12 protein-coding genes are annotated in these 12692 nt (G+C 68.5%); 6 read left to right on the top strand and 6 right to left on the bottom strand.

Annotated features, from left to right (window positions below; translation table 11 throughout):
• From ACK5NO_RS00945 to ACK5NO_RS00920, 6 genes are all read right to left on the bottom strand, one after another.
• Positions 1–282: L-rhamnose mutarotase (locus ACK5NO_RS00945; protein ID WP_416810791.1), on the bottom strand; the 282-nt coding region annotated here is incomplete at its 3' end.
• A gap of 3 nt (positions 283–285) precedes the next feature.
• A complete protein-coding gene (rhaI, locus tag ACK5NO_RS00940) occupies positions 286–1452 on the bottom strand; it encodes an L-rhamnose isomerase (RefSeq protein WP_416810790.1) in 1167 nt (388 codons plus the stop codon).
• Positions 1453–1645: 193 nt separating this feature from the next.
• Positions 1646–2515 (bottom strand): sugar phosphate isomerase/epimerase family protein, encoded by an 870-nt coding sequence (locus ACK5NO_RS00935; RefSeq protein ID WP_416810789.1) that lies wholly within the window; start codon positions 2513–2515, stop codon positions 1646–1648.
• On the bottom strand, positions 2512–3672 hold the full coding sequence (locus tag ACK5NO_RS00930) for a dihydrodipicolinate synthase family protein (RefSeq protein WP_416810788.1): 1161 nt from the start codon (positions 3670–3672) through the stop codon (positions 2512–2514). Before ACK5NO_RS00930 ends, ACK5NO_RS00935 begins: the two co-directional genes overlap by 4 nt.
• Position 3673: 1 nt before the next feature.
• A complete protein-coding gene (locus ACK5NO_RS00925) occupies positions 3674–4852 on the bottom strand; it encodes a Gfo/Idh/MocA family protein (protein WP_416810793.1) in 1179 nt (392 codons plus the stop codon).
• A 314-nt stretch (positions 4853–5166) separates the two neighbouring features.
• A complete protein-coding gene (locus ACK5NO_RS00920; RefSeq protein ID WP_416810787.1) occupies positions 5167–6243 on the bottom strand; it encodes a LacI family DNA-binding transcriptional regulator in 1077 nt (358 codons plus the stop codon).
• 217 nt (positions 6244–6460) lie between these two features.
• Between ACK5NO_RS00920 and ACK5NO_RS00915 the strand changes: the two genes are divergently transcribed.
• The 6 genes from ACK5NO_RS00915 (at position 6461) to ACK5NO_RS00890 (ending at position 12692) form a co-directional block, all read left to right on the top strand.
• The gene (locus tag ACK5NO_RS00915) at positions 6461–7387 is read left to right on the top strand and encodes a PmoA family protein (protein WP_416810786.1); all 927 of its coding nucleotides are present in this window, start codon (positions 6461–6463) and stop codon (positions 7385–7387) included.
• Positions 7384–8121, top strand: coding sequence for a cupin domain-containing protein (locus tag ACK5NO_RS00910; RefSeq protein ID WP_416810785.1), 738 nt, complete (start codon positions 7384–7386; stop codon positions 8119–8121). The genes ACK5NO_RS00915 and ACK5NO_RS00910 overlap by 4 nt, the downstream gene beginning before the upstream one ends.
• On the top strand, positions 8118–9212 hold the full coding sequence (locus tag ACK5NO_RS00905) for a Gfo/Idh/MocA family protein (RefSeq protein ID WP_416810784.1): 1095 nt from the start codon (positions 8118–8120) through the stop codon (positions 9210–9212). The genes ACK5NO_RS00910 and ACK5NO_RS00905 overlap by 4 nt, the downstream gene beginning before the upstream one ends.
• A gap of 218 nt (positions 9213–9430) precedes the next feature.
• Entirely contained in the window at positions 9431–10726 is a 1296-nt protein-coding gene (locus ACK5NO_RS00900) for an ABC transporter substrate-binding protein (RefSeq protein ID WP_416810783.1), read from the top strand.
• Between the two features lie 167 nt (positions 10727–10893).
• Positions 10894–11784, top strand: coding sequence for a carbohydrate ABC transporter permease (locus tag ACK5NO_RS00895; protein WP_416810782.1), 891 nt, complete (start codon positions 10894–10896; stop codon positions 11782–11784).
• 5 nt (positions 11785–11789) lie between these two features.
• On the top strand, positions 11790–12692 hold the full coding sequence (locus ACK5NO_RS00890) for a carbohydrate ABC transporter permease (RefSeq protein WP_416810792.1): 903 nt from the start codon (positions 11790–11792) through the stop codon (positions 12690–12692).

Below are 12692 nucleotides of genomic sequence, written 5' to 3'. Positions count from 1 at the left end.
CTGGTCGGGCCGGTCGCCGTCGAGCGAGACGAAGAAGGGGGCCATGGTGGCCTCCCATCGCGCGGTGCGCGGGTCGGCGGCGAGAGCAGCCGCGGAGGCCGCATCATCGTCGGTCTCGTAGACGCCGACCAGCAGGCCGGAGGGGGACAGGAACAGCGAGTAGTCGCGCCGTCCCGCGTCACGGATCGCCTCCAGCATCTCGGGCCAGACGGCCCGGTGGGCCTCGACGTACTCGTCGAGCCGCGTCGGGTCCACCTGGAGCGTGAAACAAATGCGCGGCATGGCCTACGCGCCCCAGCCGGCCTGGGTGCCACCCACGCGCTCCTGCGCGGCGCGGGCAAGATAACCCGAGTCGGCGAAGGCGCGCATCGGGTTGGCGGGCAGGCCGCGCGACTCGCGCCAGGCGGCGAGGTCGGGGCGCACGTCCGTATAGAACGCGTCCATGAGGATGCCGTTGGCGGTGAGGACGTCGCCGTCGATCTGGGCGGCAGTGAGGGCCTCGCGGTCCACCAGGAGCGCACGAGCCGTCATCTCCTGGACGTTCAGCACCGAGCGGATCTGGCCGGGGATCTTGTCCTCGATGTTGTGGCACTGGTCGAGCATGAAGGCCGTGTCGCCGTCCTTGCCGTAACCGCCTCCGCGGATCACCTCGACGATGATGCGGAACAGCTGGAAGGGGTCGGCGGCGCCCACGATGAGGTCGTCGTCGGCGTAGTTGCGCGAGTTGAAGTCGAACGAGCCGAGTTTGCCCAGGCGCAGGAGCTGCATGACGATGAACTCGATGTTGGTGCTGGGGGCGTGGTGGCCGGTGTCCAGGCACACGGTCGCGCGCTCGCCGAGCGCGGCCACCTGGGCGTAGCTGGTGCCCCAGTCCGGAACGTCCATGTGATAGAACGCCGGCTCGAAGATCTTGTATTCGAGCACCAGCCGCTGGTGCTCACCGATGCGCGCGTAGATCTCCTGGAGGGACTCGTGCATGCGGTCCTGGCGGCCGCGCATGTCGTCCTGGCCGGCGTAGTTGGTGCCGTCCGCGAGCCAGATCTTGAGGTCCCGAGAGCCCGTGGCGTCCATGATGTCGATGCACTCGAGGTGGTGATCGATCGCCTTGCGGCGGATCCGGTCGTCGCGGTGGGCGAGGGAGCCGAGCTTGTAGTCCTCGTCCTGGAACGTGTTCGAGTTGATGGTGCCCAGTGCGACGCCCTCGGACTCGGCGTGAGCCTTGAGCCGGCCGTAGTCCTCGACCTTGTCCCACGGGATGTGCAGGGCGACGGTGGGCGCCAGCCCGGTGAACTTGTGCACCTGTGCGGCATCGGAGATCTTCTCGAAGGGGTCGCGTGGAGTGCCGGGGGTGCCGAAGACTCTGAAGCGGGTGCCCGAGTTGCCAAAGGCCCACGAGGGAAGCTCGATGGCCTGCTCCTCGAGTCGGGGGGTGATGTTGGCGAAGTCCACCATGGTTCTCTCCTTCGAGGCGAGGTGCTGACGGGTTGTCGTGGTGCGGTGTGGTGCCGTGCGTTTTGAAACGATTCAAGCGATAGCGACGATGCTACGGGTCGTGCCGGGCGCACGTCAACTTGGGGGTGATGCACCTCAGCGGCGCGGGTGGGGTCCCGCGCCGCTGAGGGCAATCTGGCCGCTGGCTGGGGGGTCAGCGGGCCAGGTGAGGAGCGACGGCGAGGGCGAACGCATCGGCGGTCCGTGAGGCCACCTGGGGGTGCGGCGTCGACCACACGTCTGCGTTGAAGATCTCGACCTCGATGTCGCCCGCGTAGCCGGTCGCCTCGACGGCGCGAGTGAGCGACGCGAAGTCGATCACGCCGTCGCCGGGGTAGTGGCGGCTCAGCAGGACGTCGGCCGCAAGCGGGGTGGCCCAGTCGCACACCTGGTAGGTGGCGATCCGGCCCTCCTTGCCCGCGCGCTCAATCTGTTCGTACACCTGCGGGTCCCACCACACGTGGAAGGTGTCCACGGTGACGCCCACGACGGCGGGGTCGAACGGTGCGGCCAGGTCGAGCGCCTGGCCCAGCGTCGACACGACCGCGCGGTCCGAGCAATACATGGGGTGCAGCGGCTCGATCGCGAGGGTGACGCCCGCCTGCCGGGCATAGGGCGCCAACTCATCGAGCGCATCGGCCACCCGAATGCGGGCCTCTCGCACGTCGCGAGAGCCCTCGGGCAGGCCGCCCACGACCAACACGAGGATGGCCTGCGAGCCCTCCGCGCCGGCGGCCGCGAGCCGAGCGGTCTCGTCGATCGCGCGGCGGTTGTCCTCGATGGACGCGCGCCGCTCGGGCCCCTCGGGCACCGTGAAGAAGCCGCCGCGGCAATGGGTGGAGACCCGCAGGCCCGACGCCGAGATCATGGCCTCCGCGCGTGCGAGCCCCACGGCCTGAACGGGCTCGCGCCACGTGCCGATGGCCTGGTAGCCGGCCGACTGTACGGCCTCGATGGCCTCCTCGAGGCTCGCGTGCTTGACGGTGGCCTGGTTGAGGGACAGGCGTGGATGCGCGGTCATCATGCCTCCACGCCGTTGAGGTTCAGCATGCCGTGCCAGCGCTGCTGCGCGAGCTCGGGCTGCTCGAGGGCGCCGCACGCATTGGCGAGTTCGACAATGCGCGACAGGTGCGGCAGCGAGCGGGCGCCGTGCAGGCCGCCCACCATCTGGAACGCCGCCTGGTGGCCGTTCAGCCACGACATGAAGGCCACGCCTGTCTTGTAGTAGAACGTGGGCGCCGCGAAGATCTGACGGGACAGTTCCTCGGTGGGGCCCAGGATCGACCGGTAGGCCTCGACATCGCCCGCGTCGAGCGCCTGGATCGCGGCCGAAGCATGCGGTCCGAGCGCCGCGAACGCACCCAACAGCGCGTCCGAGTGGCCCTGCTCGTCGCCCTCGATGAGCGAGACGTAGTGGAAGTCGTCGCCCGTGAGCATGCGCGCGAACTCGGGGAGCTGGCCGCGTACCGCGATCTCCGAATCCGCGTTCAGCAGGCTCATCTTGACGCCGCTGACCGCCTGCGGGTTGGCCCGGATGATTGCGAGCAACGTGTCAGAGGCCACGCGCCAGTCGTCGCTACCAAAGTAGCCGGCGAGCTGCGGGTCGAAGGCCGTGCCGAGCCAGTGCAGGATGACGGGGGAGCCCGCGACGGCGAGCACCTCGTCGTACACGCGCCGGTAGTCGTCGGCCGACTGCGCGGCCTTGGCCAGGTGCCGGCTCGCCATCAGCACCGCCCCCGCGCCAGCGTCCTCGGCGTGGAACAGCTGCTCCTTGTAGGCGTCGATGACCTTGTCGAGGCTGATCACCTCGTCCTCGACGTGGTCGGTGTTCACTCCCACGACGAGCGCGCCGCCCACCCGGTTGGCCTCTGCGGCCGAGCGCTGGATGAGTTCGCGGGTGGCCGCGGCGTCCAGGCCCATGTTGCGCTGGGCGGTGTCCATCGCATCGGCCACCCCCAGACCCCACGAGTACAGGTGGTGACGGTAGGCGAGCGTGGACTCCCAGTCGATCTGGGCCGGCCGGCCGGGGGTGTTGTCAGCGTGAACGTGGGGCACCACGTGTGCGGCGGCGTACGCCACCCGCGAGGTGAGCGGCCCGCTGGGCCTGGTGAGGGCCGATGCGGGGGCCAGGTCCACGCGCGAGGTCACCCCCGCGGTGGACAGCAGGGTCAGCTGGCTCACGTTAGTTCTCCGCCACGACGGAGTCCTGCGCCTGCGCCGCGTCGCTCGGGACGCCATCGACCGAGATCTCGGGCAGGTCGATGCGGGTGCCGGTGCGGTGCGACTCAAGGCCCTTCTCCGCGAGCAGCATGCCCCGCGCGCCGGCGAGGAAGTCGTAGGGGTGAGGGGCGTCCTCGGCCACGTGGCGGATGAACTGCTCCCACTGAGCGCGGAATCCGTTGACGTTGTCCTCGGTGTCGGGCACCTCCACCCACGTGGAGTCAAAGTCGATCTCGTTCTTGAGGTCGGGGTTCCACACGGGCTTGGGGGTCGCGTTGCGCGGCTGGATCTTGCAGCCGAACAGGCCCACCACGGCCGAGCCGTGGGTGCCGTCCACCTGGAACTCGACCAGCTCGTCGCGGTTGACGCGAGTGGTCCACGAGGAGTTGATCTGGGCGGTGATGCCACCGGCGAGCTCGAAGATGCCGTAGGCGGCGTCGTCCGCCGTCGCGGCGTAGGGCTGGCCGTGCTCGTCAACGCGCTCGGGGATCTCGGTGACCACGCGCGAGTAGACGGACTCGACGCGGCCAAAGAGGTTCTCGAGCACGTAGTTCCAGTGGGGGAACATGTCGACAACAATGCCGCCGCCGTCCTCGGCGCGGTAGTTCCACGAGGGGCGCTGGGCCGGGTGCCAGTCGCCCTCGAAGACCCAGTAGCCGAACTCGCCGCGCACAGACAGGATCCGGCCAAAGAAGCCCGAATCGATCAGGCGGCGCAGCTTGAGCAGGCCCGGCAGGTAGAGCTTGTCGTGGACCACGCCGTTCTTGATGGCGGCCTCGGTGGCCAGGCGCGCAAGTTCGAGGGAGTCCTCGAAGGACTCGGCGGTGGGCTTCTCGGTGTAGATCGCCTTGCCTGCGGCGATCGCCTTGCGGATCGCGGCGGAGCGGGCCTTGGTGACCAGGAAGTCCGAGTAGATCTCCCAGCGGTCGTCCGCGAGGGCCTCATCGAGGTTGGTCGTGTAGTGCTCGAGGCCGTGGCGCTCGGCGAGCTCGCGCAGCTTGTCCTCGTGGCGGCCCACCAGGATGGGCTCGACCTGGACCTTGGTGCCGTCGCTCAGTTCGACGCCGCCGGCCTCGCGGATGGCGAGGATGGACCTCACCAGGTGCTGGCGGTAGCCCATGCGTCCGGAGACGCCGTTCATGATGATGCCGATGGTCCGCGTGGCCACGGTTGCCTCTTTCCCTTGGTGCCCGGGCGTTGTCGCTCAGGCGCGTGCGTGGTGGTCTCGCGCTGTCCGGGGAGGGGTGGTGCGGTCGGAGCGGCCGTCTTCCCGTCATTGGAAAGCGCTTACCGCGAGTGTACGCAGAAGCCACGCGTCGGTGCAAGGGGTGAGTGTCGAGCGCGTGCGTCGACTGGGCGCGTCGAGCGCGTGCGTCGACTGGGCGCGTCGAGCGGGTGCGTCGACTGGGCGCGTCGAGCGGATGCGTCGACTGGGCGCGTCGAGCGGGGCGTGCGTCAGCGCGCCGGGGTGGACTCCCGCAGTTCGACGGAGCACGAGACGGCCGCGGGGTGGGCGTCGCCGTCCGCGAGGGCCAGTTCGAGTGCGTGCGCCCCCACGTCTGCCAGGGGAAGGGCGACCGAGGTCAGGCGCGGTGTCACGTCGCGCAACGTCGGGATGTCGTCAAAGCCGGCCACCGCGATGTCCTCGCCAGGTGTCAGTCCACAGTCGCGGAGCGCGGACATGGCGCCCACCGCCATCACGTCGTTGACCGCGAAGACCACGTCGATCTCGCCCAGGCCCTCCTCGATCATGCGGCGCATGCCGTCGTAGCCGCCGTCTCGGGTGAAGGCCGTGGGGACAATGCGCTCGGCGGGGATGGGCGCGCCGGCCTGAGCGAACGCATCGGCAAACCCTGCCAGGCGCTCGTCAGACGTGCGCAGGCCCACGGTCGCGACAGCGCCCTCGCCGTCACTGTCCGTGACGGTCAGGCGCGGGCCCGCGAGCACCGCAGGGTGTCGATAGCCCAGGGCGTGCAGCCGCTCGCCGAGCGCGAAGGCACCCTCTCGGTGGGGCAGGGGGAGGCAGCGAAAGTCCTGTGCCGCAGAGGAGATGAAGACCACGTGGCCGCCTGCGGCCTCGTAGGCGCTGAGCTCGCGCGACAACGCCTCGGCGTGCGGGTCGCCTGTCAGGCGTGACGCGGCGAGGATGATCGCGCGGGGGCGCTGCCCGCGCATGGCGCGCACGAGTTCCACCTCGCGGGCGGCGTCGCGCTCGGTCTCGGTCATGGTCACCACCAGGCCGTGGCGCGTGGCCGCTCGCACCACTCCGGAGGCGATGGTGGAGAAGTACGGGTCAGTGATATCGCCGACGAGCAGCGACACCGTCGTGGTGGTGCCGCGCGCGACCGCCTGGGCGGAGGCGTTGGGGGTGTAGCCCAGACGTGCGGCCGCCTCGACCACCAGCTGGCGGTTGGACTCCTTGACGTTGCGGGTCGAGCCGTTGAGACTGCGCGAGGCCGTCGCGAGCGACACGCCCGCCTCGCGCGCAACGTCGTGAAGCGTGACGGGGGAGGTGGGCTCGATGCCAGACACGGTGCTCCTGCGGTACGGGCCGGCCGACGGCTGGCGGGTGTGTGCGGGCTGACTTGTGGCCGTCGCCGGTGACTGGAGCCACGCGTCATCCCTGGCCCTAGCCTGGCATGGCCAACGCCGTGGTGCCATGAGACGCGCGTCCTAGAAGGGGTGCGCCCAAGGGCGCGATACAGTTCGGACAACGCTTTCCAAAGGTGGAGGCGCGAGAGGGGGCGCAGTGTCCGACCATGAGCCGCTCGCGGTGACCGCCGACGATCGCGGCGACCGCATCGGTGTGTCTGCCGGCGGACGCGACCTCGCGCACTACGTCTACCGGCCCACTGACGTCACACTCGAGTCGCCGCGGCCGTACCTCAGCCCCGTGCACACCCTCGCGGGCTCGCTCGTGTCGCTGTTTCGCCCGCACGATCACGTGTGGCACAAGGGCATCGCGTGGTCGCTGCCGGTCGTCGGCGACGAGAACTTCTGGGGCGGCCCCACCTTTGTGCGCGGCGAGGGCTACGTGCAGTTGCCCAACAACGGCGAGCAACGTCACGTGTCGCTCGACGTGGCTCAGGCGGACGGCGCGGTGACCATTGCCGAGCGGCTCGAGTGGATCACCCAGGCCGGACTGCGCGTGTTCGAGGAGGAGCGCACCCTGCGGGCGCGCGTGGTCGACGCCTCCACCTGGGAGTGGGGTTTCGAGACTCGCATGACTGCCATCGCGAAGGAGCCCATCGCGCTCGGCTCGCCCACCACCCGCGGTCGCGACAACGCCGGCTACGGGGGCTTGTTCTGGCGCGGCCCGCGGTCCTTCACCGGCGGCGTGGTGCTGTCGCCTGCCGGTGACAGTGGCGACGATCTGCGCGGCACGCGCGCACCATGGATGGGCTTTCGCGGCACGCATGACGGCGACGGTGCCGTGTCGACCGTCGTCATCGCTTCTCACCCGGAAAACTCCGCCCACCCGCCGCCGTGGTTCGTGCGCTCCGAGGACTTCGCATGCCTCAACCCGGCGCCATTCTTCTACGAGGAGCGCGTACTAGCTCCCGGTGGCGTCCTCCACGAGCGCTACAGCGTGCTCGTCCACGATGGCCCATGGAATGCGGCCGATGCGGGTGAAGCCGTCGCACGCACGCTCGCCTGGCACGGGGGTGCGGCATGACCACCTGGCTCGCTCCTGGCGCCACCTCCGTGAGCGCTCTGGCGGTGTACCACTCCGTCGCTCCCGATGGGATCGCGGGCGGTAGTCCTCACCTGCACACCGTGGCCTCCGAGGCGTACTTGGTGACGGGTGGTCGCGGCGAACTCCACGTGATTGATGCCGACGGTTTCAGGTCCGTGCCGCTCGCCACGGGCGACACCGTACGTATCGAGCCCGGGGTGGTCCACCGCGCAGTCAACCGCGGCGGCCTTGAAGTGCGCGTCCTCATGTCGCACGCAGGGCTTCCCGAGGCCGGCGATGCGGTGCTGACCTTCCCCGACCGCATTCTCGCCGACCCCGAGCGCTACGCCGCGGCGGCCTACATCCCCGGCCCGGAGGCAAGCCATGCTCACCGGCTCGAGGCTGCCGAGCGCCGGCGCGACCTCGCTGTCGAGGGGTACCGGGCGCTATTCGCCGAAACCGCCGAGGGATTCCGTGTGAATCCCGAGGCCGTCGCCCACCTGCACGAGCGCGCGGTCGCGCTGGTGGGGCCGCGGATCGAGCGGTGGCGAGGCCTTGCTGCCGACACGGTCGAGCGGGTCGCCCAGGAGACTCGCGAGCGTCTTGATGCACTCGCTCAGGCGGACGCGCGCGTGCTCGACGGCGGCAGGGCGGTGGCGTCTCAGCCTCGCCAGGACTATGGAATGTGCGGCATTCTCATGCGCGAGCACTCGATCTCAGGAGGACAACGATGACCACTCCCTTGCGCGCAGGCATTGTGGGCACCGGCGCGATCGCCCACGCGCACGCCGAGGCGATCGCGGCGCTGCCCGGCGTGACGCTGGCCGCGGTCACGGACGTGGTCCCCGCTAGTGCGCAGGCCTTCGCTGAGCGGCACGGGGGAGCGGTCTACGACGACATCGGGCAGCTACTCGACCAGGCCGCGGTGGACGTGATCCACATCTGCACGCCCCCTGGGGTGCACGCCGCGCAGGCGATCGCGGCGATGGAGGCGGGGGCCCACGTGGTGTGCGAGAAGCCGGCGGCTCTGTCGCTTGCGGAGCTGGACTCCATGATCGCCGCCTCGGAGCGCACCGGCCGGGAGTTCGCTGTGGTGTTCCAGCAGCGCACCGGCACGGCCGCGGCTCACGTGAAGGGCCTGCTCGAATCGGGGGCGCTGGGTCGCCCTCTCATCGCGGTCTGCCAGACCCTGTGGTTCCGCGATCAGGCGTACTTCGATGTGCCGTGGCGAGGCAGTTGGGCCACCGAAGGCGGCGGCCCCACCCTCGGGCACGCCATCCACCAGATCGACCTGCTTTCCTACCTGCTGGGCCCTTGGGAATCAGTCAGGGCGGACCTGTGGCGAGTGGCACGGGACACCGGCACGGAGGATTCCTCGACCGCGACGGTCGCCTTTGAAGGCGGCGCGATTGCCGCGGTCGTGACGGCGGCCGTGGCTCCGCGCGAGGTCAGTGCGATCAGGATCGATACCGACAAGGCGACGGTGACGGTCGAGCATCTGTACGGACACGGCCACGACCACTGGACGATCACGGCGGCTCCGGGAGTGCCGCAATCGGAGGTTGCCGAGTGGGCGCTGCCCGCGGTCGAAGAGGCCAGCGGGCACGTGCCGCTGCTGCGCGAGATCTACGAGGCCATCGGCGCGGGGCAGCCGCTTCCGGCCCTGGCCTCCGAGCCCGCGAGGTCATTCGAGATCGTCACCGCGATCTACTCCTCGGCCGCGTGCGACGGCGCCCGCGTGACCCGTGACGGGCTCCGGCAAGACGCCGCGCGGCTCACGAGCCTGGAGGCGCCCGTGCACGACCGGCGCGCGTTGACGCCCTGACGCAGGCTCGCCAAGCGCCGGCAACGGTCACGATACGGTCACGTTTTGAAACGTCACAAAGAAGCCGTTGACCGGTCCCAGCGCGTCGGCTAGTTTGTGGATAGCGCTTTCCAAGGGAGGAGTGGCGCGGCCGCCCGGATCCCGGGTAGTGCCACCAGGAGAACAACGGAGTTTTCGGGAGGACACGCATGTTTAACGCTCACAGGAGGCGCGGCCTGATGGCCACCGCCGCCATCACCACTGCCGGAGTGCTCGCACTCGGCGCCTGCTCATCTGACGTCGAGGACCCCGAGGTGGAGAGCACTACTGGAGGCGGCGGCGCCACCTCCGAACCGGTCACCCTCGACTTTGCCTTCTGGGGCAACGACGTCCGTGCTGAGATGTACACGCAGGCCATTGACCTCTTCATGGAGCAGTACCCGCACATCACGGTGAACTCCACGTTCCTGGACTACCCCGCGTTCTGGGAGAAGCGTCAGACGGAGGCTGCCGGTGGCGGCCTGCCCGACGTGATGCAGTTCGACTACTCGTACCTGCGCCAATACTCGGAGAACGGCCTGCTGCTCGACCTCGGACCCCACCTGGGCAACGAGATCGCGACGGACGGCTTCACCGAGCAGATCCTCGGCATCGGCGTGGTCGGAGACGTCACCACTGCCATCCCGATCTCGACCAACGCGTGGGGCATGTACACCAACCCCGCCCTGCTCGAGTCGGTCGGCGCGGAGGACTTCGCCGGCGGCAGCTGGGACGACTACAAGGCCTGGGTCGCGAGCGTCACAGAGGCCTCCGGCGGAGAGATCTTCGGCGGCACCGACTACACCGGTCGCATTCAGAACTTCGAGGTCCAGCTGCGTGCAGAGGGCAAGAACCTCTTCAACGAGGACGGCACGCCCGGCTTCGACGAGGCACGCCTCGCTGAGTTCTGGGAGTCGGGCGCCGAGATGCGCGGCGACGGTGCCACCGGCATCTCGCAGCAGCGACTCGAGGAGATCTACCCCGTGTCCGGATTTGGAGCGGCGCTGACCACCTCCGAGCTCACGTGGGACAACTTTGGCGCTGGCTACCTGGGCGAGCTTGGCGAGTCGTACACCGAGTTGGGCCTCGTGGCTCCTCCGGTGACCGTCGAGGGTACCAAGGACCTGTACCAGAAGCCCTCGATGTTGCACGCGATCGCGGCCACGACCGACAACGCGGCGGAGTCCGCAATGCTCGTGGACTTCCTCGTGAACTCGCCTGAGGTCGGTGCAGTGTTCGGCACCAACCGCGGTCTGCCGGCTTCGTCGGCCATGCGCGACGGCATCACGTTCGAGGGACTGGACGAGCAGATCCGCGCCTACGAGGAGTCGATCGCCGACCGCCTGGGCGACGCCCCGCCGGTGCCGCTCGTGGGCTACGGCACGCTCGAGGAGAAGTTCCGTGTACTCGGCACTGAGCTGGGCTTTGGCACCGTCACGGTTGACGATGCGGTGTCTCAGTTCTTCGCCGAGATGGACGTCGTCCTCAACTCCTGATCGCACGGCCTCGGGGGCGGTGTGCCGCCCCCGAGGCCGCTTCATCTTTGTCAGGAGAGAAAGTGACCTCGACTGTGACTCGCGCCACCTCAGATTCGCCGGCCTCCAGTTCGCCCCAAGCTTCCGACGCCAGCGGCGATCGGCCAACCAAGCAGGACTCTCGCAGAATGCGCCACTGGCGTGAGACCGTGGCCGGATACGGCTTTCTTGCGCCCTGGCTCATCGGGTTCTTTGGGCTCACCCTTGTGCCGATGGTGTACTCGCTGTACCTCAGCTTCACCAGGTACAACCTGTTTCAGCCGCCCCAGTGGATTGGCTTCGACAACTACATCCGCATGTTCACGGAGGATCCCACCTACCTGAACTCGGTCAAGATCACGCTGATTTATGTACTGGTCGGTACGCCCATCAAGCTGGCCGCTGCGCTCGGCGTCGCGATGCTGCTGAATTACCGCGACAGGGGAGCGGGCTTCTTCCGTTCGTCCTTCTACGCCCCCTCGCTGATCGGCGCCTCGGTGTCCGTCGCGATCGTGTGGCGCGCCATGTTCTCGACCGACGGGCCCGTGGATTCGTCGCTCAGCCTGTTCGGCATCGAGATCGGCGGCTGGGTCGGCAACGTCGCCCTCGTCGTGCCCATGCTGATCCTGCTGGCCGTATGGCAGTTCGGTGCCCCCATGGTCATCTTCCTCGCGGGCCTCAAGCAAGTGCCGCGTGAGTTGTATGAGGCCGCCGACATGGACGGCGCGGGCCCCGTGCGCAAGTTCCGCTCGATCACCATGCCCATGCTGTCCGCGGTGGTGTTCTTCAACCTGTTGCTCGAGATCATCGGTGCGTTCCAGGTATTCGCTGCGGCCTACATCATCTCCAACGGCACCGGCGGCCCCGCCGGCATGACCAACTACTACACGGTGTACCTGTACAAGCGCGCGTTCGCGGATGGCCAGATGGGCTACGCGTCCGCCATGGCCTGGACGCTCGTGATCGTCGTCGCGATCCTTGCCTTCGTGCTCTTCAAGAGCTCGAAGATGTGGGTGCACTACCAGGGAGACAGCAAGTGAGTAGCCTGCGCGAGATCCGCACCCCCCTCAAGCCGCGCTCGGGCGCCGACCCGGACGCCCCGCCCCGCTTCACGCGCCGCCAGATCACCACCGCCATCTGGTTTGTGGCCCTCATGACGCTCACCGTCATCGTCCTGTACCCCCTGGTGTGGCTGCTGCTGTCGACGTTCAAGGACAGCAGCGAGTTCGGACAGAACCAGGGCCTGCTGCCCGAGAACCCCACGCTGGACAACTACACCAAGGTCTTCGAAGGCATCGCTGGCGTGCCGATGTGGCGCTTCTTCGCCAACTCGGCCGTCATCGCGATCGCCGCGACCGCGGGCACCCTGCTGAGTTCGGCGATGGCGGCCTACGCGTTCGCGCGCATCCGCTTCAAAGGTGTGGGGATCTTCTTCGCGGCGATGATCGGCACGCTGCTGCTGCCGTTCCACGTCGTGATCATTCCCCAGTACATCCTGTTCAACAACCTCGGCATGATCGACACCTATTGGCCGCTGATCCTGCCCAAGTTCCTGGCCACCGAGGCGTTCTTCGTGTTCCTCATGGTCCAGTTCATGCGTGGCATCCCGCGTGAAATGGACGAGGCCGCAAGGGTCGACGGGGCGGGGCACGTGCGCACCTTCGTGTCGATCATGCTGCCGCTCATCCAGCCTGCCTTGGTCACGAGCGCGATCTTCAGTTTCATCTGGACGTGGAACGACTTCCTCGGCCCGCTCATGTACGTCACGAGCCCCGAGAAGTACCCGCTGCCGGTGGCGCTACGCCTGTACAACGATCAGACCAGCACCTCGGACTACGGCGCGACCGTGACGGCGTCGTTCCTCGCGCTCATCCCGATCCTGTTGTTCTTCCTCGTGTTCCAGCGCTTCTTGGTGGCCGGAGTCGCGACGCAGGGACTCAAGGGCTGA

This window comes from Demequina sp., from assembly GCF_047975725.1.
GTDB lineage: Bacteria > Actinomycetota > Actinomycetes > Actinomycetales > Demequinaceae > Demequina.
The sequence above is the reverse complement of the archived record's forward strand: the minus strand, read 5'-3'. Positions and strand labels throughout refer to the sequence as shown.

Excerpts from the sequence above, each read along its gene's own strand:
- ACK5NO_RS00925 (WP_416810793.1), bottom strand. The coding sequence starts at position 4,852 with ATGAACGGCGTCTCCGGACGCATGGGCTACCGCCAGCACCTGGTGAGG.
- ACK5NO_RS00905 (WP_416810784.1), top strand. The coding sequence starts at position 8,118 with ATGACCACTCCCTTGCGCGCAGGCATTGTGGGCACCGGCGCGATCGCC.
- ACK5NO_RS00895 (WP_416810782.1), top strand. The coding sequence starts at position 10,894 with ATGCGCCACTGGCGTGAGACCGTGGCCGGATACGGCTTTCTTGCGCCC.
- ACK5NO_RS00910 (WP_416810785.1), top strand. The coding sequence starts at position 7,384 with ATGACCACCTGGCTCGCTCCTGGCGCCACCTCCGTGAGCGCTCTGGCG.
- ACK5NO_RS00935 (WP_416810789.1), bottom strand. The coding sequence starts at position 2,515 with ATGATGACCGCGCATCCACGCCTGTCCCTCAACCAGGCCACCGTCAAG.
- rhaI (WP_416810790.1), bottom strand. The coding sequence starts at position 1,452 with ATGGTGGACTTCGCCAACATCACCCCCCGACTCGAGGAGCAGGCCATC.
- ACK5NO_RS00900 (WP_416810783.1), top strand. The coding sequence starts at position 9,431 with ATGGCCACCGCCGCCATCACCACTGCCGGAGTGCTCGCACTCGGCGCC.